At 45.4% G+C, this 22,625-nt stretch carries 15 protein-coding genes; 9 read left to right on the top strand and 6 right to left on the bottom strand.

Translation table 11 applies throughout. The annotated features are described in order from the left end of the window. Positions 1-76 precede the first annotated feature (76 nt). Complete coding sequence (locus tag GK108_RS29290) at positions 77-3,052, top strand: hypothetical protein (RefSeq protein WP_212592920.1); 2,976 nt, start codon at positions 77-79, stop codon at positions 3,050-3,052. A gap of 182 nt (positions 3,053-3,234) precedes the next feature. Here the strand turns inward: GK108_RS29290 and GK108_RS29285 are convergent, their stop codons facing one another. From GK108_RS29285 to GK108_RS29280, 3 genes are read right to left on the bottom strand one after another with little or no spacing between them, the layout of a single operon-like run. Then, positions 3,235-4,329: a hypothetical protein gene (locus GK108_RS29285; protein WP_163955144.1), complete on the bottom strand. Its 1,095-nt coding sequence runs from the start codon at positions 4,327-4,329 to the stop codon at positions 3,235-3,237. Between the two features lie 8 nt (positions 4,330-4,337). Beyond that, positions 4,338-5,198 carry a class I SAM-dependent methyltransferase gene (locus GK108_RS31195; RefSeq protein WP_212592919.1) on the bottom strand — a complete coding sequence of 287 codons (861 nt, stop codon included), beginning with the start codon at positions 5,196-5,198 and terminating at the stop codon, positions 4,338-4,340. Positions 5,199-5,203: 5 nt separating this feature from the next. Continuing rightward, on the bottom strand, positions 5,204-6,949 hold the full coding sequence (locus GK108_RS29280; protein ID WP_212592918.1) for an FAD-binding protein: 1,746 nt from the start codon (positions 6,947-6,949) through the stop codon (positions 5,204-5,206). Between the two features lie 209 nt (positions 6,950-7,158). Between GK108_RS29280 and GK108_RS29275 the strand changes: the two genes are divergently transcribed. Then, positions 7,159-7,749 (top strand): Crp/Fnr family transcriptional regulator, encoded by a 591-nt coding sequence (locus GK108_RS29275; RefSeq protein ID WP_212592917.1) that lies wholly within the window; start codon positions 7,159-7,161, stop codon positions 7,747-7,749. A 122-nt stretch (positions 7,750-7,871) separates the two neighbouring features. Beyond that, positions 7,872-8,306 carry a carboxymuconolactone decarboxylase family protein gene (locus GK108_RS29270; protein ID WP_163955143.1) on the top strand — a complete coding sequence of 145 codons (435 nt, stop codon included), beginning with the start codon at positions 7,872-7,874 and terminating at the stop codon, positions 8,304-8,306. 91 nt (positions 8,307-8,397) lie between these two features. On the opposite strand, the gene GK108_RS29265 is transcribed toward GK108_RS29270, so the two are convergent. Beyond that, positions 8,398-10,884, bottom strand: a complete 2,487-nt coding sequence (locus GK108_RS29265) for an alpha/beta hydrolase family protein (protein ID WP_163955142.1) — start codon at positions 10,882-10,884, stop codon at positions 8,398-8,400. A gap of 208 nt (positions 10,885-11,092) precedes the next feature. On the opposite strand from GK108_RS29265, the gene GK108_RS29260 reads away from it, so the two are divergent. From GK108_RS29260 to GK108_RS29250, 3 genes are all read left to right on the top strand, one after another. Then, the gene (locus tag GK108_RS29260; protein WP_163955141.1) at positions 11,093-13,771 is read left to right on the top strand and encodes a PAS domain-containing sensor histidine kinase; all 2,679 of its coding nucleotides are present in this window, start codon (positions 11,093-11,095) and stop codon (positions 13,769-13,771) included. Positions 13,772-13,932: 161 nt separating this feature from the next. Beyond that, complete coding sequence (locus GK108_RS29255) at positions 13,933-14,799, top strand: PE-PGRS family protein (RefSeq protein ID WP_163955140.1); 867 nt, start codon at positions 13,933-13,935, stop codon at positions 14,797-14,799. Positions 14,800-14,956: 157 nt separating this feature from the next. Next, positions 14,957-16,138 carry a cation:proton antiporter gene (locus tag GK108_RS29250; protein WP_163955139.1) on the top strand — a complete coding sequence of 394 codons (1,182 nt, stop codon included), beginning with the start codon at positions 14,957-14,959 and terminating at the stop codon, positions 16,136-16,138. A gap of 40 nt (positions 16,139-16,178) precedes the next feature. Here GK108_RS29250 and GK108_RS29245 read toward each other — a convergent pair whose 3' ends face one another. Further along, complete coding sequence (locus GK108_RS29245) at positions 16,179-16,511, bottom strand: hypothetical protein (protein ID WP_163955138.1); 333 nt, start codon at positions 16,509-16,511, stop codon at positions 16,179-16,181. A 94-nt stretch (positions 16,512-16,605) separates the two neighbouring features. Between GK108_RS29245 and nhaD the strand changes: the two genes are divergently transcribed. Next, complete coding sequence (nhaD, locus tag GK108_RS29240) at positions 16,606-17,901, top strand: sodium:proton antiporter NhaD (RefSeq protein WP_163955137.1); 1,296 nt, start codon at positions 16,606-16,608, stop codon at positions 17,899-17,901. 830 nt (positions 17,902-18,731) lie between these two features. On the opposite strand, the gene GK108_RS29235 is transcribed toward nhaD, so the two are convergent. Beyond that, positions 18,732-20,663, bottom strand: coding sequence for an SBBP repeat-containing protein (locus tag GK108_RS29235; protein WP_163955136.1), 1,932 nt, complete (start codon positions 20,661-20,663; stop codon positions 18,732-18,734). Between the two features lie 729 nt (positions 20,664-21,392). Here GK108_RS29235 and GK108_RS29230 point away from each other — a divergent pair. Together GK108_RS29230 and GK108_RS29225 are read left to right on the top strand one after the other, a co-directional pair. Beyond that, positions 21,393-21,701, top strand: a complete 309-nt coding sequence (locus GK108_RS29230; protein ID WP_163955135.1) for a hypothetical protein — start codon at positions 21,393-21,395, stop codon at positions 21,699-21,701. Positions 21,702-21,965: 264 nt separating this feature from the next. Continuing rightward, complete coding sequence (locus tag GK108_RS29225) at positions 21,966-22,304, top strand: transposase (protein WP_163955134.1); 339 nt, start codon at positions 21,966-21,968, stop codon at positions 22,302-22,304. Positions 22,305-22,625 lie beyond the last annotated feature (321 nt).

The following is a 22,625-nucleotide window of genomic DNA, read 5'->3' as shown; positions in this document are numbered from 1 at the left end:
GATAGGTCTGGTTATAAGCATACGTAGTTCTTATGAGGAACGACTGCTACCGGAAGATACGGTTAGAAATTCAAACTTGATCAAGGTTATCCATCAAGGATTTAGGTCATTTGAATACGAAGCGACTAAACAATTCTTTCTCTTTTACGGTCTGACATTACCAAGTATACCGCTACTTCATCCCGAATTTAGTAATCCATTGTTTTTACATTTATTCTGTAAGGGATTGCAGAGGAAAGGCCTACGTAGGATACCAGATGGTTATGAGGGCATTACAGCTATTATCACCTTTCTTTTAGATGCTATAGATAAAGCTTTATCGGAGAAATGGCATTACCCCGTTTCGTTACGTCTAACGCAGAAAATAGTTGAAGAAATAGCTGCGAAATTATTAGATAAAGCAGAACGCAGTTTGCCATTTGACGAAGCGTTTTACTGGCTACTTGATCTTCCTCGACTTAAAGCCGTACCCGAGCCATCTCGGGGACAGTATATAGCAGATTTAATAGCCGAAGGTATTCTCAGTAAAAACTTCACACAGCGTTGGGACCAGGATACTCAGCAAATGAAAGGTGAGGAAATTATCTATTTTACTTATGAGCGTTTTGGTGATCATTTAATGGTTACTCACCTGATCAATAATCATGTTGATAAAAATTCGCCAGAATATTCTTTCAAGCAAGATACTAAACTACAATTACTAATTTCAGGGGAGAAAGCTATTCACAAAAATGAAGGATTAGTTGAGGCAATGGCTATTCAATTACCTGAAAAGATGGGTATTGAGCTACATCAGGTGCTTCCCCAATTTGCGAATACAGGCTCGTTGGCCGGTGCTTTTATTGAAAGTTTACTATGGAGAAAGTTGACGTCATATACTGAGAAATCTAAACGTTACCTTCAACGTATCGCGGAAACTGATCAAGAAGAGTACTGGTTTGACCGTCTAACCCAAAACTTGTTGTTGGTTACAGCTTCGCCACAGCACCCGTTTAACAGTGATTTTTTACACCAATCGTTAATGCCTTTAAGCATGGTTGAACGTGATTCTTGGTGGTCAAAGTATATCCATTTTAAATACGCACGTGAGCCTGAAGAATCAGAAGAGGTATCCGCTGTACAGCGTCTTGTAGATTGGGCTTGGTCTCCAGCTTCTAAGGAAAATATCGAAGACGAATCTGCTCGCTTATTAGGACAGACCTTGGCTTGGTTCTTAACCAGTTCAAATCGTCTTCTACGTGACTCTACCACGAAGGCATTAGTATCTCTGTTTGAGAATCGTATTCCGATTCTAATCCAGACACTTCAAACCTTTGAAAAGATTAATGACCCGTATGTATATGAGAGGTTGTGGGCAGTGGCATACGGATGTGCCTTGAGAACAAAATCTACAGAAAAAATAAAAATACTGAGTGACTATACTTACCACACTATTTTTAATCGAGACGAAGTTTACCCACACATTTTACTTCGGGATTACGCACGGCAAGTAATTGAATATGCTGATTATTTAGGACTAGCTGAAAAAAATGATTTGCAAAAAATCAGGCCTCCCTACAAAAGCAAACTACCGAAGCGATTTCCGACTAATAAGGAAATTAATGAAAAATATAAGTTAGATTACAAATCTGCTGATTTCAAAAAGTATCATTGGTCACAGAATGAAATTCTAAGTTCAATGATAACCAACTCTGGGGGTAGAATGTATGGTGATTTCGGGCGATATGTATTTGAAGGCAATTTCAGTGGTTGGGCTAAAGATATTAGTGTTAACCAATTAAGCAATCTAGCAGTCCAGTGGATATTTGAGAAATATGGCTATGATGTTGAAAAGCTAGGTGAGTTTGAAGCATATATAGGACGTTTCAAAAATGGTCGGGATGACGTGCAAAGCGAAAGAATTGGGAAAAAATATCAATGGATTGCGATGCATGAATTACTCGCGCGTGTTTCTGATAACGTCACTCATAGAGATCGTTGGCGTGATGATAAGGAAGTTCCATACCAAGGTCCTTGGGAGCCGTCTGTACGCGATATTGATCCTACTATATTGATCAGAAAAACTTCTGTTAAAAAGGGGAACGTTACTTGGTGGAATCCAAATCAGGAATTTGATTGGCAAATGCCGCACGCTAATTGGATATCCTTGCATGATGACTTTCCTGAGCCAATACAATTTATCCAATTCGTTAATCCTGAAGACGGCAAAGAATGGCTTTCCCTTGAGTCGCATCCTTCTTGGCAAGAACCCACGCTTGCTCATGAGGATGAATACCATACGCCAAAGAAAAATCTTTGGTATCAACTTCGAGCCTATATAGTATCCGATAAAGCCTATAGCAAGTTTATTGAATGGGGGAAGACTCAGGATTTTTTTGGTAAGTGGATGCCTGAACATAGGGAACAACGTGATCTATTTAGCCGTGAACTTTACTGGTCTCCACCCTATAATTCACTTGTAGATCAGACACAAAAGGATGAATGTATTCAGCACCCTTGGAGAAGAATAACCGTCGGCTACCATCACCGCAATGCTGGTATTGAAAATTTAGAGCCGGTTATGGTGCCTATCGAGGATTATATATGGTCAGAACAATATGATATGTCGAAAGAGGAATCGATCAGTTTTTATGTGCCAAATAGTTTTCTATTTGATAAGCTGAAACTACAGTTTACCGAAACAGAAGGAACTTTCGCTAATTCAAATGGTCAAATAGTTTGCTTTGATCCCAGCGTCGCTAAAGCGGGAGATTCATGTCTATTAATCTGTAAAGCAGAATTTCTGGACATGCTAAATCAGCAAGGTTTGCGCGTCTTCTGGACTGTACTTGGACAAAAGTCTATTTATCATTCGGCGCATGGGGGTGAGGAAAATTTCAGCCAAACCGTCATCTCAGGTATACTGCATTTTAAAGATGATCAACTTCAGTTTGATAGAATAATTTATGATGCAACCGAAAAATATTTAGAGCGGGAGAAAGAGAGACCAAAAGAAAGATTCTCTTGGAAAGAAGTAAATCCGTTTACGTTTGAATTTGATGAAGAAGAATAGCCAAGTAATATGATTTGTATTGAAGCTAAACTTCACCTATAACATAAGAGACAGATACAAGATAGTCTAATAGCTTTTTGTGATTTGCTTATAAGATTGTAGGCACATTTGAATTGGCTAAATTATTAGCTATTTCAATTGATGCAAAAATTTCAATAAGGGTATTTGCCATCTAGATTCACTCAATAATCATACACGTGCTCAATCGTTACGTGCTGTTCCTGAACGTATCGGATGGTTTTGTTAAGTCGGCCAACCGTTGTTACCAGGGCAACTCGCTTCAGGCCAGGTTTTGTCAGAACAGGCTGGGTGAAAACAACCCGAAAATCCGGTCGATCAGGGTGCCAGTTTTCGGGCGACAAGACGGTCAGGAGAAGGGCTGAGTTATTGCCCGCAATTTCGCGGAACGTAACACCGTGTTGTGCCAGAGCCGATGCGGCCGGATTGAACGCTTCGTAGCGGGGAAGAAGCAATAGGGCTGACTCGTCAGGATACGTTTTCAGTAGTTTCGTTTTGGATGGTAACGTAGCGGGGGCTTTATCAACAACAACCGCCGTGGTGAGCAACGCTTCGTCGTAAGCGGCTTTAGTGCCGAGTTTAATAAGATAGCCGTAACCCGCTTTCACTACTAATTCGGTGAGGAGCATGTACTTGCGCTCACATTTTCGGATGAAATGCGGGCCCCATAACGATGTTTCGGAGAAGAGCCGGGAAATGCGGGATGTAAAATCAAATTCATACCACGGTAATTCCCGAATAAAATCGACATAATCCTGCGTAAACTGCGCGTTAAATTTATCTTCGTCGGTCACTACGCAGCCATGAGCGGGATTGGTTAATCGGCCAACAACCGTTTCGTAAAGCGCCTTCATGGCATACTCTACGGTTGTGCTTACGCCAATAACCCAGATCATGACGTGGTAGCCCGTATTGAACGGAAAAGTCGCTTTTATCTGGTCGTACACGATACCGTAACTCTGCCAGAGCTGCCGAACGTGACTCATGTAAGGGAACGTAGTGGTCGTGTGGTTCTTGGCATAATCAGCAATTTCGGCCGGGCTGTGTACCAGAAACCATTCAGGATACGTCAGAAACGTTTGGTCGGCTGGCCGGACATGATCGGCTGGTGTCATGGGATGCGGATTCGCTGCGAACCAATCATTCGGAACAACACAGCCTTTACCCGCCGGAATCGTTAGTGTCTGGCGACCTTTACGCAGATATAGAACCACGGCCAGTAAGACCATAACAACTGTCAGAATGGGAAGGCGAAGCATGGGCTGGCTTAGTTCTTTGTGAAAATTACCATCGTATTGTCTGAAGGGTCATTCGCCTGCAGGAGCCGTTTGCCCGCGTCAGTAAACCCTTCCTGCGTCACGAGTTTACTCCATTCCTCAATGGGTTTAAAATCCTTATAATCCTGCTGATCGGTTTCCCAACTGACGTTTAGCCCCAGATTAAACACCGTATGAACGAGCGAGACGAACGTAGCCATGTCTGGATTTTTGACGTCGTGATCACGCAGGATAAACCAGCCGCCAGGACGTAATATGCGCCGAACGGATTGTAGAAAACCAGCCAGCTTTTCGGGGCGGGTGTGGTGAAGACCAATCAGGCAGGTCACTAAATCGACGCTTTCATCGGGAATCTCAGTAGCGCTGATGGGATCAAAATCGTGCGATTCTATGAACGTACCGAGCTTGGTTAGTTGGCCGCGCTCCATAATATCGGCCGGGCCATAGGTCGGCGCTACGTCGTTGATGAGGTAAATTGGTCCACTGACGGGCACGTGTTTACGCAGATCGCTGATATAACGACCCGTTGATCCAATTTCGGCATACCCGTTCAGTTTAGCCCCGGTAGGAAGTAAGCTCAGCATCTGCCGGGTCATCTCTTTTTTCTGAACCTTGAGCGCGGGCAGAGCATAGGTCAGCTCCGACAGAAATGGTTTTATAGTCGGCAGACGATCCTGAATCGTTTTATAGATTCGCTCGTCCGACGTTTCTGTTTTCGTGACTTCGCCGATCAGGTGATGAAATTTATCTTCCGGATAGAGGTGAAAAACAACCTGCAAAAAGCGATAAAAAGCATCGCGTGGTTTCGTATTGTCGAATACCGTATGAAATTCTGATGTGGTCGTTATCATGGTTTTCAGTTGTTATCGGGTTGGTAATACGTGTCCCAGAGTATATTATGAAACCTGAAATCGGGGTCGAGTTTCTTTTTTAACGCGAATAATTTTCGGGCATTCGGGTAGGCCTGATGAAATTGCCCGGCTGTAGCGTGTGCCTGATATGGTAAATAATAAGCGCCTTCTACCGACAGAACCGCATCGATGAGTTCGCGCGTCCAGATCGCGACTGCGTTTTTTGCTACGTCGTTGGTTCGCTGTTTGTAGTAAACCACAAACGCGAATACTTCTTCGCGAGCCCAGGCCAGGTAGGAACCTTGATCGGGCAACGCGTGCCGAACCGATACGTTAATCACATTGACGTTATACCGATTGAAAATCTCGCTCATTTTCCGGGCAAAAACCTCGAAATGCCGAACCGGAACAAAATACTCCTGCAATACGTAGGTTCGCTTTGTCCGGGAACGTGGTTCCAGCTCGGCTACGTCATAACCCGCTTCGTAATTACGCCAGTGAATGGGCGTAGTGAGGTATAGGAGCGGATCAACCACGTGTTCGCGACGCCATTTGCCCAGCATCGTTTCCGTGAAAGCCCACATGAAATAGCGTTCCAGCGGGTAGGATTCGCGCAGTGGCATGAGCCGGGTTTTAACAGTTGGTTTTTCGGTTGTTTTGACCCACGTAACGGCTCGCATGTTCGTAAACGCCGGTGGATACATATCGCCATTATGGAAAACGGCTTCCGGATTATCGCGAATCGTATCAATAAAAAAGGAACTGTAATCCGTGTAGGGAAGCTTCTTGTATACCCGGCGAACAGCCAGATTTTCTTCGAGATCAAGTTCGGCGGTTACGATGATGCCCAGACCGTTATAGCAGCCGATGGTGCCAAAAAATAAGTCCGGATTTTCGGTTCGGCTGGCGTAGACCAACGATCCATCGGCCAGCAGGACTTCAACGGAACGTACGGACAGGATGAGTGGGCCATGACCCATGTAGCGACCGTGGCAATTAACGCTCAGGGCGCCCCCAACCGTAAAATTGGCGTACGTCTGCATAATTTTGATACTCAGATCATGCGGGTCAATAAATCGCTGAATGTCGCACCAGCGAATACCGGTTTGTACTTTGATAATCCGCTCCGCTTTCGAAAAATGAATAACCTGATTTAAGCCGCGCATATCGATGTGCAGGCTATGCGGACTGGCTGTTTGGCCACCCATACTGAAGCGGCCACCACCCACCGAAACGGGGCCGGTTGTGGTGCGTACTTTTTCCTGTAACTCCTCGGTTGATGTAGGCCGGAAAACGTCGGCGACCACAACCGGATTCAGATGCGTTACGTCATTAATGATACGTTCCTGCGTTTTAAGATGAGGTATTAGCGAGCCGTCGTCATTTTTGAGGTAATCGGCGGCTTCGTTCGGTATGGTTCCGAACCGATTTGCCCGGTTGTCGCCTTTTTTGAAACCAAGCCAATAAATCAGCCAGAGCGCGCCAAGAACCGGAATCAGCACGATCAATAGCCAATAGCCGGAGCGGTTGATATCGTGGAGTCGTTTGGTGGCTGTAGCAACCAGCGAGACAAGCAGCAAAGGGTAGAGAATATACGTAGCGCCTTCACCAATAAAGTCATTCAGAAGCGTATGCAATACGTAGAATGTGCTCCAGATAAAAGCAGATACAGTCCAATAGGTTAAGCGGTTAATTCGGCCTCGGCTCGTAAATAAAAGATAGCTAAGGGGTAGTTTATCTTTCAGACGCATAGTGCCGACAAAGTAAGTGAGGTGTATTTATTTGTCTGATTAACAAGGTGAATTCTTAGCAAAAGGGAAATCGGCAGTGCTTTGCCAGGCTACGTATCGTACTTTTGGCTACTCGATGCCAGCCAATTGGTTTACGACAATACGTTAACCGAAATTATATTGGTTAGTTGCCTGGTGCTGGTTGCTTTCATCTATAAACCCCCAATCAAATGAATGGAAGCCTGATGATCTACCAGTCTCTTCTAGACCATATTCGGCGCTACGTTGATTTAGAGCCGTCGGAAATTGAGGTGCTCTGTTCATTTCTCAGTCATCGACACGTAGCAAAAAAGACCTTTTTGCTGGAGCCGGGGAAGGTTTGTGCGGCCAATTATTTTATCAGTTCGGGGTGTTTGCGGCTGTTTTTTATAACCACCAGCGAACAGGAGCAGATTACTCACTTTGGGCTTGAGAACTGGTGGATTGCTGATTACGGAAGCCTGACGAGTCAGCGGCCCAGCCAGTATTACATTCAGGCCGTTGAGGATACCGAAATTATCGAACTAAAAGCCAGTGTGCAGGACGAATTGCTGGCGAAAGTTCCTAAGCTGGAACGCTATTTTCGGTTGGTCTTGCTACGTGCCTACACGGCTTCTCAGCGACGTATTGAATTTATGAACAATCTGTCGGGCGAAGATCGATACAACCAGTTCACGGCCATGTTTCCTGATTTTGCGCAGCGAGTGCCGTTGTATATGCTGGCTTCGTATCTGGGTTTTACACCGCAGTTTTTGAGTAAAATCAGGGCTAAACGCAACTGATCAGCCCGAAAAATTTATGGGCGTGGCGAATCATTTCTTAAACTAGTTTCATTTTTTCAGAGCAGGCCAACGCCCACCTTTGCAACGTAAATCAAACAATCGACTTACTAATCGCAAAGACAATGAGCAAGAGAATCAATATCCTGGAAACGGAGGCTAAAGCCTATAATGCTATGCTGGGCCTGGAAAAATATTTGGGTGCGAGTGATTTGACGAAAACCCACAAGGAACTCATCAAAATCAGAGCGTCGCAGATTAACGGCTGTGCCTTCTGTATTGATATGCACACAAAAGATGCCCGGAAGGCTGGCGAAACCGAACAACGGATCTACGCTCTGAGTGCCTGGCGTGAAGCTCCGTTTTTCACGGAAGAAGAACGGGCGATTTTAGCCTTAACTGAAGAAGTAACGCTGATTACCGGCCGGGTTTCAGACGCTACGTATCAACGGGCCGAAGCGTTACTCGGTAGTAGTTATCTGGCTCAGGTAATTATGGCTATCGTAACCATCAATGCCTGGAATCGGATTGCTGTTACAACCCAGCTTCAGCCTGCCTGAACGTACGAGGTTAACAGCTTACATCAATAAAAAAGCCGTCCCGGTTTAGCTATTTCTCTTCGCTAAGCCGGGACGGCTTTTAAGTTACGTCTTATTTGCTGCCACCGCCCACTTTACCAGCGGCATTGGTGCTGGCTGTAGCAGATGGGTTCTTGACATATTTGTCGAGCCAGCCGTTCATTTCCCACAACATGTGCAGGAGCGATTCCTTCGAATCATAGTGGTGGCTTTCGTAGGGTAGAAATACCAGTCGGGTTGTTGCGCCGAAACCTTTCAGGGCATTGTAATAGCGTTCCGATTGAATCGGGAACGTACCGGTATTGTTGTCAGCCTCGCCGTGAATCAGCATCAACGGAGTTTTCATTTTATCGGCATTCATGAATGGCGACATTTTGCTATAGACTTCAGGAGCCTGCCAGTAGGTACGTTGCTCGTTCTGGAAGCCAAACGGCGTTAAGGTACGGTTATAGGCACCACTACGGGCAATCCCCGCTTTAAAGTAACGGCTGTGCGTCAACAGGTTCGCTGTCATGAAAGCGCCGTATGAGTGCCCACCTACGCCTACTTTACTCGAATCGACCACGCCTAACCGAACGCCTTCGTCGATAGCCGCTTTAGCACTCGCTACCAATTGCTCTACATACGTATCATTGGGCTCTTTGTCGCCTTCACCTACTATGGGGATACTCGCATTGTCGAGAATGGCGTAACCCATTGTTACAAACGCAGCAGCTCCCCAGAAGCTAATCCGGTTGAACTGATAGGGTGAACCCGAAACCTGGCCAGCAGCATCTTTGCTTTTAAACTCAGCCGGATACGCCCACAGGAAGGTAGGCAATGGGCCTTGTTCTTTTTTGTAGCCAACCGGCAAATACAACGTAGCGGTCAGATCAACACCATCGTTACGTTTGTAGCGCAGTTGTTGCTTCTGGATGCCTTTTAGATTTGGATAAGGATGTGGGAAGAACGTGGCCTGAATAGGAGCGATGCGCGCTTTCAGATTCCGAACGTAGTAGTTAGGGCTTTCGTCGGGCGATTCGCGCGTGGTCAGGATAACCTGTTTGGTTGCATCCAATACGGCAATAGGACGCTCGAAATAAGGAGCCACCGAACGCCATAATTCTTTGCTCTGCTTGGTTTTCAGATTCAGCAGACTCACGAACGGACGGTCACCTTCGGGCGATGAGCCTTGTGGGTTCACCATAACGATCTCGCCGGAAGGTAACAGATTTAGCACCTCGCGGCCATACTGATTCGTTTTCGTATCGGGCTGACCTGGGTTGGAGTAACGATCTTCGTACGAACGATCAAAAAGCACTGACGTTTGCCAGTTGGATGGGTTAACGATTTTGGTGATCGTTTTACGACTTTGCCACCAGCGTTCACTGGCAAAAGCAGTCGATTCATTGCCCCAATCAAAACCACCGAAGCGGAATTGGGATGCATAGATTTCTTTAGGCTGAGCCGTAAATGGCGCATCTACCAGATAAACCTTGTCGCGAATGTCGGCTTTAACTTTTGGATCGCCATTGTCCTGAGCAACAGTATAATAAACAGAAGCAGGAGCATCGGCCCGCCAGTTGAAGTCACGGGGGCCAGTAGCAACACCATCGCGGCTGTAGGAAACGTTTTCCTGCAAAGGGCTATCATTAAGGCTCTTAACCAGCGAGCCTGTGACGGCGTAGACATCTGTTTTGAGCGGGAAACGGTAAACCGGAACCAGATAGGAGAAGGGGGTATGAGCCGTTTCAACCATGACGTACTGTCCATCCGGAGACGGGTCAGCCGAGATGATAATGCCGGGTTGACCAATTGGCGTCGTTGATCCGTCGAGCCCGAGCCGAACCACCTGCGACGTAGTGTAGTAAGCGAACTGGCGCTCGTCGGATGGGTTTTTGAGCAAATCCTGATACGTTGGTGCCTGCCCACGTTGTCCACCGATGTTTTGCTGAGTGGTCGGGCCGGAAGGAACCCGGCTGACTTCTGGGGCAGCTCCCCGGTTCGCTGGGATCGCTTTTACGATTAAGCCCTTGCTATCGGATAGCCAGCGATACGGCATACCCAGCGTTCCGTTCAGGGCGATGGAGCCCACTTTTTGCGCACTGGCCGTGGCTACATCAGCAACGTAGAGGTCCATACGATTGTCGGTAGAGTTGGCAAAAGCCACTTTCGAATCGTCGGGCGACCATTGAACAAAGCTAATCAGCGGAGAGGCTGGGAGGCCGGTTATGGCCTTGCTGTCTTTATCGGTCAGCTTTTTGAGCTTAAGGCCGGTTATGTATTGCACACGGCTAGGACCATTGTTGGCCGGGTTCATCCGCAAACCAGCTAGTTTCAGTTCGGGTTGCGACAATTCGGCAATACTGGGAGCCGCGGCTTGTTCCAGAATAAGCATCATGTCGCTTTTGGACGCCATGCGAACGGTAGGAGTAAGCGGGGCCGTTACCAGATCGGCCAGCGTTTTGGGAGGGGTTTGGTAACCCTGGGTGTCCTGCGCCTGGCCAGCAAGGGGCGAGAGCGCCAGTAGCCAGAGAAGAGGGTGGAGCTTTTTTCGGAGAGTAGTTCGGTTGTGAAGCATAGACAATTGAGCATTGGTTAATGGAAGCAATAAATATAAGCTGAAATTGAATGGGAAAGGCTATAAAAGGGCCATTTAAGCGAGCCAATTCGTCTTCATAGATTTGGGTACATAAATTATGTACCTTCGTTCTCCTAATTATCAGGAAAATTCTGCGCATCAACTATAGCCATATAGTAGGGCGGCTCTTAAACAACGTTAATGAAGAATGTACTCTAATCAGGCTGCCGATCTCGAAATTGCGCAATTGCTCGATGCCTTGCCCGATTCCGTTATATGGATGCGGGCACTCCGTGACGAGCATGATCAGCTAATCAATTTTCGTGTTGAGTATGCCAATCAAAAAGCTGTTACAAGTTCCCCAGATGGCAATCTGGCTCGTATAGGAGCAACGTTGCTGAATGAGACATCGTCTGAACATCAGCATCAACTGGTCGCCTACACCGTTATGCGGACAGTTTTTGAGACTGGGGTGGCGCAAGAGCAAACGTGTTTCGATACGGCACTCAATGCCTGGCAACTTATTTCCCGATCTAAATTCAAGGATGGTATTTTACAGGTTACGCGCGACGTAACACGGTTGAAGGTCGATGGAGCCGAAGGCCAGGAAGAAACCAGACTGCTGCAAACAATTCTGGATACATCGATCAGCAACATCTTTGTCTACGAAGCGATTCGGGACGAAGCGGGAGAGATTGTCGATTTCAACGTACGTCTGGCTAATCCCGTTGCTCGTCAGGACGTAATAAAGCGATACGGTAAAGATCCGCTTGACTACACACTCCTCGGGTTCCGCCCAGACTCGCGCGAAACAGGTCAGTTTACGCTGTTCTGTCAGGTTGTCGAAACAGGGCAAACGATATGGGCGCAGCACTATTTCCCTGATGTGGATGCCTGGTATGATACGTCCATTTCAAAAATTGGCGACGGTTGTGTTGTAACCGGAGTTGATATTACGCAGCAAAAAAAGGACCTGTTAAATTACAAACACCAATCAGGGCTTCTCCACAGTGTTCTAAATGGTATTTCGAATGGTATTATGGCGTTTGAAGCCATTCGGAATGAGCATGGTGAACTCATTGACTTACTCATTACGGCGGCTAATGAAATTGGGGCCAGGGTAGCCGGGAAACCATTGGATCAGCTCATTGGGCGGTTAGCACTAGTCGATTTCCCAGGAATTAAGGAGGCTGGTCTGTTCGATCTATACGTCGAAACAATAGAAACTGGTATTGAAGGGCAAAAGGAGCTTTATTATGATGCCGACAATATAAGTCTGCTGGTTCATGTCAGTACCAGCAAATTAGGCGATGGACTTGTTGTAACCTACAATGATGTTACGGAATCGCGCCGGATTCAACAGCAAATTGAGCAAACCGCCGATTTGCTGCAAACCGTAATCGATAATTCGCCTACGGCGCTAGTGCTGTATGAACCGATTCGGAATGATGCTGACGAAGTTATTGATTTCCGGTACAAACTGGTCAATCCAATTGCTGCGAAGGCAACCGGGCGGGAGCTGGATTTCATGAAAGGGAATACGTTGTTCTCTATGTTTCCGGTGTCGGCCCAGAAAGGATTCTTCGATCGATTGGTAAAAACGCTGCAAACGGGCGAGACACAGCGGTACGAAAATCATTTCTCCGATGATGAAGTTGATTTGTGGGCCGATATTACTATTGTTCGGCAAGGCGATGATGTACTGACTGTATTTCAATACATCACTGAAGTTAAGCAGGCGCAGCAGGAATTAGAGCGATCGCGCGCCGAGTTAAAAACCGTAATCGATACGTCGCAAACCGGTATTTTTCTGTTTAGCCCAGTACGTAACGAGCGGTCGGAAGTGGTTGATTTCCGTTTTAGGTTAGCCAATAAACAGCTGGCATCCTACGTAGGTCAGGAATCTGAAACGGTAACCGGCGAGTTAGGCAGTAAGTGGTTTCCTGATTACAAAACGAATGGCTTATTCGATTTTTACTACCAGACGTATCGAACTGGCAAGGCGCAACGGTTTGATTTTCATTACGATGGTGGCGGAATAGATGCCTGGCTGGATATTATGGCCACCAAAATGGGCGACGAAGTGCTGGTAACGTTCGGCGACTATACACCGCTTAAACAACTTCAACAGCAACTGGAAGGGTCGATTACTGAACTTCAGCAGTCGAATCAGAATCTGGAGCAGTTTGCCTACGTAGCCAGCCACGATCTGCAGGAGCCTTTACGTAAAATCCAGGCCTTTGGCGATATCATTCAAACACAGTATGCACCAATAATTGGAGAGTCGGGTGCCGATATGATTCAGCGTATGCAATCAGCGGCTGCCCGAATGCAGGTATTGATTAAAGATGTACTGGCTTATTCAAGGGTTTCGGGAAAGCAGGAAATAAGTGTTGCCGTGGATCTCAATCGGATCGTAGACGATGTGCTGAATGATGTTGAAACAGCAATCGATAGCAAGCAGGCTACGATAAAAGTTGATCCGTTGCCAATCATTAAGGGCGATGTTCCTCAACTTCGTCAGTTGTTTCAGAATCTGATCAGCAACTCGTTGAAATTTGCGCATACGGATCGTAAGCCAGTTGTTGTCATTACGTCGCGCCTGCTTCGTGGGGCCGAGGCTACCATATCGGTCAGACCGTCGGATGCTAATCGTATGTTTCATTTAATCGACGTATCAGACAATGGTATTGGTTTCGAACCACACCATGCCGAACGTATTTTTCAGGTATTTCAGCGGTTGCACGGGCGTAGTGATTACCAGGGAACCGGTATCGGGTTGGCTATTGTACAGAAAGTAGTGGAGAATCATAAAGGATATATTACTGCGCATGGCCAGCCAGGCAGTGGTGCTACGTTCCGTATTCTTCTACCGGAGGTTAAGTAGGATCTATGATGTGTGGGGCTCCTGGCATATATCCTACATTATACTTCATACATCCTACACCATGCCGCCTGCTTTATACATTCGATAGTTTGTCGGAAAAGGATAAATCATTTTCGTCATGCTTTTCGTTACTTTGACGATCGAATCAACCTGAAATGTTCATGCGTATTATCATATTCGTTCTTGGTACACTGGGCGTTTTCTCCTGTAACATTGGAGTATCGCCAGATGATATCAAGTTTAGTAGTAATCCAACGGTGTCGCCTGTTCCACCCGGTCAGGTAGACGAGGCCTCTGGTTTAGCCGATAGCCGATCAATGCCTGGTACTATCTGGATTGAGCAGGATAGTGGCAGTCCGCCAGAGCTGGCCCTGTTGGGGCATGATGGTAGTTTGAAAGGGAAAATCAACATTCCGAATGCTACTAATGTCGATTGGGAAGATATGGCGATTGGACCAGGGCCGCAGGATGGTAGGAATTACCTCTACATTGGTGATTTTGGTGATAATAACGCACAACGGCCAACGTGTGTGATCTATCGTTTTTTGGAGCCAGCGAGCTTACAGGAGTCTATCGGGCAAGTGGAACGTATCAATTTCAGATATCCTGACGGCCCCCGCGATGCAGAAGCTATGATTGTTGATCCGCAAACCCACGATACCTGGATTATTTCCAAACGGGAGTCGAAAGTACGTTTATACCGACTGCCCTATCCGCAGGACATTAATCAGGTAACAACGCTGGAAGCCTACGGTGAGCTGCCATTTACTTACGTAACAAGCGCAGGTATTTCGCCCGACGGTTCGGAAATTTTATTACGTACTTACCTTCAGGTTTTTCACTGGAAACGTAATGCTGGCCAGTCTGTTGCCGACGCGATGCAAAAGAACACCGCCCGTCAGTTGGTGGTCAAAGCAGAACCTCAGGGAGAGGCAATTGGTTTTGATCGGGAGGGGAAAGGCTTTTTTACGATCAGCGAGCGCGCCAGTGCCGCGTCCGTAAATCTATATTACTACGCAAAACAATAGCAGCTAGGTATCATAGTCGTAGCTAATCCACCAGGACCAAAAGACGGTAAGCAATTCATTAAAACCGCTTTTGGTTTCCTGTTTGCTACTACTTTTGTTGACTCAGGATTAACTGGCTTTTACCGGACCCCTGCTGACTGCTACTTGTTAACGGAATATGGATTCTTCGATTCTGATTATTGTTCTTAGCCTGTCGGTTTTGATTTCCTATGCTTTTGACCTATTAAGCAATCGATTTAAAACGCCGTCAGTATTATTGCTGTTGCTGCTGGGAGGCTTGACCCGACAGGCGACTAATTATTTGGGCGTTCAACTCCCTGTTGTCAATACCGTTCTACCGATACTGGGTACCCTGGGTCTGATTCTTATTGTGCTTGAAAATGGGCTGGATCTGGAGTTACATACCGAAAAGTTAAACGTAATACGGCGCACGCTACTGGCCTCACTGCTGTCGGTTGCCGGTATTACGTTTCTGTTGGCCAGCGTACTGTATTTACTGCTGAACGACTCGTTTTATCATTGCCTGATTGCCGCTTTACCTTTTTCTATCATTAGTAGCGCGGTTGCCATACCCAGTGTTTCCAACCTATCCGTTGGCCAGGGCGAATTTGTTATTTATGAATCGGCTTTTGCGGGGATAATTGGGGTATTGGTATTTAACTTCCTGATATTAAGCCGTGATTCTGTATTGAGTGCCGTATGGTTCTTTGCCCGCGATATGCTGGTTATGGCGCTTTTATCATTAGTGTGCTGTTTGCTACTGCTGTACCTGATTGGCCGGATCAACCATCGCATTAAATTTCTGCCAATCATTTCGGTACTGTTTCTGGTCTATGCTGTAGCCGAAATAAATCACCTTTCATCGCTGATCCTGATTTTGATTTTTGGGCTGTTTTTGAACAATACCGAGCTTTTTATTCGGGGTCAGCTCAGTCGAGTCCTGAAAAACGACTTATTTGAACGGGAGCTGGATCAGCTCAAAAATCTTACAGCCGAGGGAGCCTTTGTGGTCCGAACGTTCTTCTTTTTGATTTTGGGCTATACGGCTGTTACCAGTGAGTTACTGGATCGTGATGCGTTAATTGTTAGTGCTATTTTTGTGGCCGTTATTATTGGCTGGCGTTGGGTTACGCTCCGCCTGACGTATCAGGGGCCGGTTAAACCACTGCTCTGGATTGCGCCCCGAGGTTTGATTACCATTCTGCTTTATCTGAATATTCCGGCCGAAATGCGGGTTATTGGCTTTCGGGACGGGATTCCTATCCTGGTTATTGTGTTATCGTTACTAGTAATGATGGCTGGAGGCTTGGGGCAAAAACCAACCGTGAGTGAGGAGTAGACGCTACGTAGGAAGTATGACATATTACGTACCTAAAACGTCATACGTTAGCGCTAGACAAGTATTTACAGAACGCCCAGAATGGCCTCGTCTGCAGGTAGGTCAGATTATCTTCATTGGCGAATGCTTCGCGTTCGAAGCTGATATTGCGGTAGGCAGTGTAGTGTTTGCGGTACTGGAACCGCCGAATTAGGTATTCTGCTACGTACCATACGTAAAACAAAAGAATGCCTAACTCCGCTTGCTGACGTAGGTGAATGCGCTCATGATTGATCAATACCTTGCCTGGATCAGCCTTGCGAACCAGAATAAATGGGAACAAGGCCATGCCGTCTGGACCAAGCGAAGAAACACGAATAATGAACTTTGACATGCAGGGGCGACTTATAAATACGGTGCTTTTGTAGTTTGTGTAAGCTTACAGCATTTGCTGATAAAACAATTCGTAGTGATACGAAATTCCCGTTATGATAGTAACTCTTATCTTCCTCTTTGTTATCGGTTATTTACTGATTACCCTCGAACACCCGCTCAAGATCAATAAAACGGCTACTGCACTGATCACGGGAGTGGTTTGCTGGGCGGTTTATGCATTGATAAGTTCAGACGCTGAATCGGTCGTTCACCACCTGAGCGAACACCTGGCTGGCATTGCCGAGATTTTGTTCTTCCTGCTGGGAGCCATGACTGTTGTTGAGCTGATTGATGCGCATGATGGTTTTACCTTGATTACCGACCGTATTGCCAGTCGTAATACGCGAGTTTTATTTTGGATAATCAGCCTGTTAACGTTTGTCTTGTCGGCTCTGCTGGACAACCTGACCTCATCGATCGTGATGGTATCGGTATCCCGCAAACTAATACGTAACACGGAACAGCGTCAGCTTATGGCGGGGATGATCATCGTTGCGGCTAATGCCGGTGGGGCATGGTCGCCCATTGGAGACGTAACAACGACCATGCTCTGGATTGGCGGACAGATTACCACTGCCAAAATAATCAGTTCGTTATTGTTGCCGAGTCTGGTTGCTCTACTAATTCCGTTGTCTATTCTCACGCTGCAGATTAAGCCCGGTGAGGAAAGCGTCGTAACAACTGAAAAAAGAGGTGTTAGCCGCCCCTATGTAACGCCAACTGCCCGCCGGGATCGACGGATTATGCTGGCTGTTGGGCTTGGTGGAATGCTTTACGTACCCGTTTTCAAGACAATTACGCATTTACCGCCTTACATGGGTATGATGCTGGTTTTGGGTATAATCTGGGTTGTATCCGAAGTATTACATAGTGACAAAGATGAAGCTGATCGACAGAAATTTACGCCCGCTTATGCCTTAAGCCGTATCGATACGCCTAGTATTTTGTTTTTTCTGGGTATTCTGCTGGCTGTTGGTACGTTAGAAACGACGGGTGTATTGCGGAATTTGGCCGAATCGTTGAACCAGACAATTGGTAATCTGGATAGTATTGTTCTTCTGATTGGGCTTGCTTCAGCAGTTGTCGACAACGTACCGATTGTGGCGGCTGCTATGGGTATGTATGATATGCAGACCTTTCCGACCGATAGCAAGTTATGGGAGTTTCTGGCTTATTGTGCAGGTACGGGCGGAAGTATTCTGGTTATTGGCTCAGCAGCCGGGGTGGCTGTTATGGGCCTGGAAAAGCTGGAGTTCGGTTGGTATTTGCGGAAAATCAGTTGGTTAGCTTTCATTGGCTACATTGCTGGAGCGCTGGTTTATCTGGCCGAGTTTGCACTACTGGAATAAGTTTCATTGAGTTATACTTCTCTGATTTTTGTTCAGCAATCCATGGCCCAAACTCGACTATTTGTTACTGGGTAAAGCTAAAAAAGGAACCGCGGTGGCCGGTACGCCGGCGCGGGACCATCAAATGCGTTACTTAAGTTTGTGTTGCCGTTTCTGTAAATAATTCACGACTGCCTTTGTGAAAGCTATCGCAGGAATTGAGCGTTTAGTGAGAATAGCTAAAGGGATTATCTTTGGTACACTTATTCATGATTAGCCAGCAAATCCCCTTGAAAATAGCTTCTGGACGATTATAAAGAGCATAGGACTCTTTCTAACCAGTGCCAGTATTTGCCTATTACATCTAAAATCAGACCCTTGGCACAGGTGAATGGTGGGATAGCTTAGTTAAGATTTTCCTCCTAGAGAGAGATTCTTCAGGATATTGAACAGTCAGGCGTAGTTTAACTGTCGGTCAATAGTATAGCGAACCTGAACATTGATCAGCAGTAAAAAATGGTTGCCAACGGTTAGGGGCTAACGGTGCTTATTGATTGAATAAACCATGGTACTTACTACCCTATGGTGATGAGTTATTTAGCCTTCAGGTATAAGAGGTAGTTACTTAACACAGTTCGTGTTAAGTAACTTTTCTAAGAAATAGACTCGAAGTAAAGGAAAATAGACTTTTCTGAATAGAATAAACCTCCATCCGACAAAGCCCCGGCAAAGTAGTAGATTTGCAGTTACGAAGTTCGTTCAACTAGCTGTATGATTTTCTTGATCGTACTTCCAAAGGCATAACTTTCCAATCTAACTCACTAACTCCAACCGTTTCTAAGCTTACACTTCTATTCTTTAATAAAGGCGCCCCGGGTCGAATTCAGTTGATACAAATACTTGCCCGCTGGAATATGGCCTATGTAAAATTGCTGACCTCGGCCATTTACCGCTGTTGAAACAACAATTTTTCCGGTCATGTCTGTGATGATCAACTCGCCTTTCGTATCCTCCGACTCAACAAAAATCCAGTCGCTTGCCGGGTTCGGGTATAGAGTCACCATGCTGCTGGTAACGACAGCTCTTGCTGGAGAATAGGAATAAGTACCATCCCAGTCGATCTGTTTCAAACGATAATAATTTACACCTGCTTTCGGTATTTCATCGATAAATGAGTAGCTACCGGGCCCCTGCTCGCGGCCGGACACAAGCCCTATAGTTTCAAAGGATTTCATGTCGATACTACGTTGCACCTCAAATCCTTTGTTATTCTTTTCATAGGCCGTTTTCCAAGTTAACAGGGCTTGTTTGTTCACTAGTTGAGCCGTAAAATAAACCAGATTGACTGGCAAAGCTTTCGAATCATACTTCACCTGCAAGACATCCGCTTCTCCCGAACTGGTTAAGGAAGTTGTGCCCACAGGTATTGTTCCTGTAAATATACCGGTCAGATAAAGGGCGTTGTTATAGGTAGCCAGCGAATACCCCCCATCATATCCTGATCCTCCTTCGCTCTTGGCCCAAATCACATTACCAGTCCCATCATATTTGTTTATAAAAGCGTTATAATTATTATTTGGAGAGCTTAGGGTGATGGCACCAAAACTAAGGCTGTTGCGAAAAAAGCCGGTCGTATAGACAGATCCCGAAGCGTCGGTCAATACTTTATTGACTTGAGCTTCACCGGCAGATTTCGCCCAAATGGCATTCCCGTTCAGGTCATACTGAGCTAAAAATATGTTATTGGCATATTGTTGTGGGTTGCCGCCGGATAAGGTTATGTTATCAAATTGTATCGTATTGCTAATGAATTGCCCTGTTATGTAGAGTTTCCCTGTCGCATCTACAGCTATAGAGGTAGGGTATTTGTTCCCTACTCCACTTGCTTTTTTTGCCCAGATGGTATTTCCATTACCATCGAATTTAGCAATAAAAACTTCACTATTTCGATAGGTTCCACTATTAACCAAATCCATACTGTTGGTTAATGTTATGTTGCCGAAGCTTATCGTTTGATTTTCAAATAAGCCGGTTATATACACATTCCCGGTAGCATCTGACGCTACGCCCGTAGTTTGTTCCTGGGAGTAGCCAGATCCAAAACTTTTACCCCAAACCACATTCCCATTCGTATCATATTTAACCAGATAGGCATCGATAGAAGCATAATCGTCGGTGCTGGTTAACGAAACTCCGTCAAACGTAAGTTGGTTTCCGCCAAATGCACCCGCCATATATACATTGCCAGACGCATCGACGGTGATACCTTTGGGATAGGCATAGCTTTTTCCGTTTCCACTTTTTGCCCACATCGTATTTCCATTGGCATCCAGTTTTACAAGAAAGGTAGATTCGATGGCATGAAAGCTCTGCGTCGAATAGTTGGGATTGGTCAGAGTTATTGTTCCGAACGTAATGCTCGGTCCTGCAAATTCTCCTGCCCAATAGACACTGTTAGTAGTTGGGTCAACCGCTACCTTAGGATGGTTCGTATCCGTTCTTCCTGCATTTCTGGCCCAGATGACATTTCCGGAAGGATCATATTTAACTAAAAAAACATCTCCCTTACCGGCAGGGCTAACTCGATTTAAAACTACGTTACCAAAGGTTATCTGATTCGATAGAAAATAGCCGGTAACATAGACATTTCCTGATGCATCGGTAGCAACGTCCGTTCCATAATCTTGATCAGAACCTCCACCTTTGACGGCCCATTCTACGGGCGGTTGTGCATGTATATCTATGGAGATGAATAGGCAAAGTAGTAAAAGTAATTGTTTCATAAGAGTTTGATTATAGATCATATAAGACGATTTGGTGACAATTTAAGTCACTAAGTCGTCTAAACTTTAAAAAAAGCAGTTTTTTAAAGTTGTGTTGTAGGTTTCTAGTTTATGTTAAGTAAATGTCTATGGAATAGTAAGAGTAACTGAGACTGAAGGCACGTATGTAGAAAAAACAAAAGCCAAACTACTCGAAGTCACCTTGCTTACTTTTCACTTTATATTAGAGCTTGATACTTCTTTACTTTATGTTTTTTCACAAGCTGACAAAGTTCCTTTATAAAGAAGTAATAAACAGTCAAAAGTATACATAATTATCAACAGTCCCATAATAATATTTTACATACCAATAGGTAAAATATTATTATGGGACTGTTGATAGTGATTTTTATAGTTTAACGTTTGGTTAAGGTCTAGCTAGTAGTTAGACTATTAACGTGACGTGCCGAGTTGATAAAGCCAAGATACATCCAGTCGATCTTGAGAATAGACAGTTGTGGAAGTGTCCTGACCTGTTCGGCCTTTAAAAGTGAAGTAGCGGTTAGAAATGGGGAGTTCCACGACTGTATCACATTTTGCAATAGCTACCAATCTTATATAAATAATACAAAATGTAAGACAAAATTTGGCTTCTATCTTACAGTTGTAAGTACTCTACATGATGAAACTTAAAATCAAGAAAAAGGCTGGAAATTTGTAGCGACCAAGCAACAAAAAACCAGCCCCGTAATGATTGAACATTACTCATCAAATGTAGAAAAAATCTTCCAATCAGCCACCCAACAAGTAGGAACACGCTGGCACTTAGCCCGGCAAAAAATGATTTTCTCACTCATTTTCAGTATCATAGAGACCCGAAGCGTTCAATTTCCAGAACTAGCTACCAAGCTCAATGCAGCCGTAAAAGACCCATCAAATCTGCGACGGATCCAAGCCTTCTTCGCTCACTATGAGCTGGACTATCGAGTGATTGGCTGTGTGCTGATGAGTTTTGTGACCACTAAGAAGTGTCGCATCAGTATCGACCGTACGAATTGAACGTTCGGCCAGCAAAACATCAACATCCTGACCTTAACAGTCTATAGTCAGGGCGTTGGCTTGCCGATTCTGTGGTCAATACTCGACAAAAAAGGGAATTCAAACGGCCAAGAACGCATTGATTTGTTGGCCGAATTTGTGACTCTCTTTGGTAAAGAACGCATTTTATCGCTGACAGGCGACCTGGAATTTATCGGCAATACATAGCTCAAATGGCTCATTGACAATCAGATCGATTTCGCCCTGCGATTTCCTGTTTCTCATTTGCTCACCTTACGAAACGGCGAAGTTTGGCGGGCGGATGCGTTGCTGGCTCAGCATCAGGAAGGCTACTTCAAGGAGGTGATCGTGGACGGGGTTCGGCTCAATATGGCTTTAAAGCAGCTGGATGGTGACTGGTTATTGGTAGGCGGGCCTTTGGCGGTGAAAAAACTGTTTGCCCATTACCGGTATCGCTGGAGCATCGAGCCGTTTTTCCAAAGCCTAAAAAAGCGGGGTTTTCGCTTGGAAGAGACGCACTTAAAAGGGGCAGATCGGCTCAAAAAGTTAATGGCTGTCGTAAGTTTGACCTTTGTTTTCTGTTGGAAAGTTGGCTACTACTAACATAAGAATCGCAACCCAATTAGCTTAAGGTCAAACGGTTATAAGTCTCATTCGTTTTTCGGAAAGGGCTTGGACCTACTTCGTCGGGCTTGCAAGTTCATTGAATCCCGGTTATTTCTATTTGAGCACTACTTGAGTTGGTTGGGAAAAGACCCCACCTTAAAATTCGTTTAGAAGTTGATTTTAAGTTTCATCATGTAGAGTATCACGGATCAATATCTAAAATTGTTATCTCATAAATCAACATCATTTTCTCAAAAACGATGTTGATTTATGAGAACGAGTTTTCTTCCAATTGACAAATTTGGCTACCTTTTTAGC

It is taken from the genome of Spirosoma terrae, assembly GCF_010435915.1.
GTDB lineage: Bacteria > Bacteroidota > Bacteroidia > Cytophagales > Spirosomataceae > Spirosoma > Spirosoma terrae.
The sequence above is the reverse complement of the archived record's forward strand: the minus strand, read 5'-3'. Positions and strand labels throughout refer to the sequence as shown.

Bases quoted from the DNA above. Each gene is read 5' to 3' on its own strand.
- GK108_RS29230 (WP_163955135.1), top strand. From the start codon at position 21,393: ATGATTGAACATTACTCATCAAATGTAGAAAAAATCTTCCAATCAGCC.
- GK108_RS29280 (WP_212592918.1), bottom strand. From the start codon at position 6,949: ATGCGTCTGAAAGATAAACTACCCCTTAGCTATCTTTTATTTACGAGC.
- GK108_RS29250 (WP_163955139.1), top strand. From the start codon at position 14,957: ATGGATTCTTCGATTCTGATTATTGTTCTTAGCCTGTCGGTTTTGATT.
- GK108_RS29265 (WP_163955142.1), bottom strand. From the start codon at position 10,884: ATGCTTCACAACCGAACTACTCTCCGAAAAAAGCTCCACCCTCTTCTC.
- GK108_RS29270 (WP_163955143.1), top strand. From the start codon at position 7,872: ATGAGCAAGAGAATCAATATCCTGGAAACGGAGGCTAAAGCCTATAAT.
- GK108_RS29245 (WP_163955138.1), bottom strand. From the start codon at position 16,511: ATGTCAAAGTTCATTATTCGTGTTTCTTCGCTTGGTCCAGACGGCATG.
- nhaD (WP_163955137.1), top strand. From the start codon at position 16,606: ATGATAGTAACTCTTATCTTCCTCTTTGTTATCGGTTATTTACTGATT.
- GK108_RS29255 (WP_163955140.1), top strand. From the start codon at position 13,933: ATGCGTATTATCATATTCGTTCTTGGTACACTGGGCGTTTTCTCCTGT.
- GK108_RS29275 (WP_212592917.1), top strand. From the start codon at position 7,159: ATGAATGGAAGCCTGATGATCTACCAGTCTCTTCTAGACCATATTCGG.
- GK108_RS29260 (WP_163955141.1), top strand. From the start codon at position 11,093: ATGTACTCTAATCAGGCTGCCGATCTCGAAATTGCGCAATTGCTCGAT.
- GK108_RS31195 (WP_212592919.1), bottom strand. From the start codon at position 5,198: ATGATAACGACCACATCAGAATTTCATACGGTATTCGACAATACGAAA.
- GK108_RS29285 (WP_163955144.1), bottom strand. From the start codon at position 4,329: ATGCTTCGCCTTCCCATTCTGACAGTTGTTATGGTCTTACTGGCCGTG.
- GK108_RS29235 (WP_163955136.1), bottom strand. From the start codon at position 20,663: ATGAAACAATTACTTTTACTACTTTGCCTATTCATCTCCATAGATATA.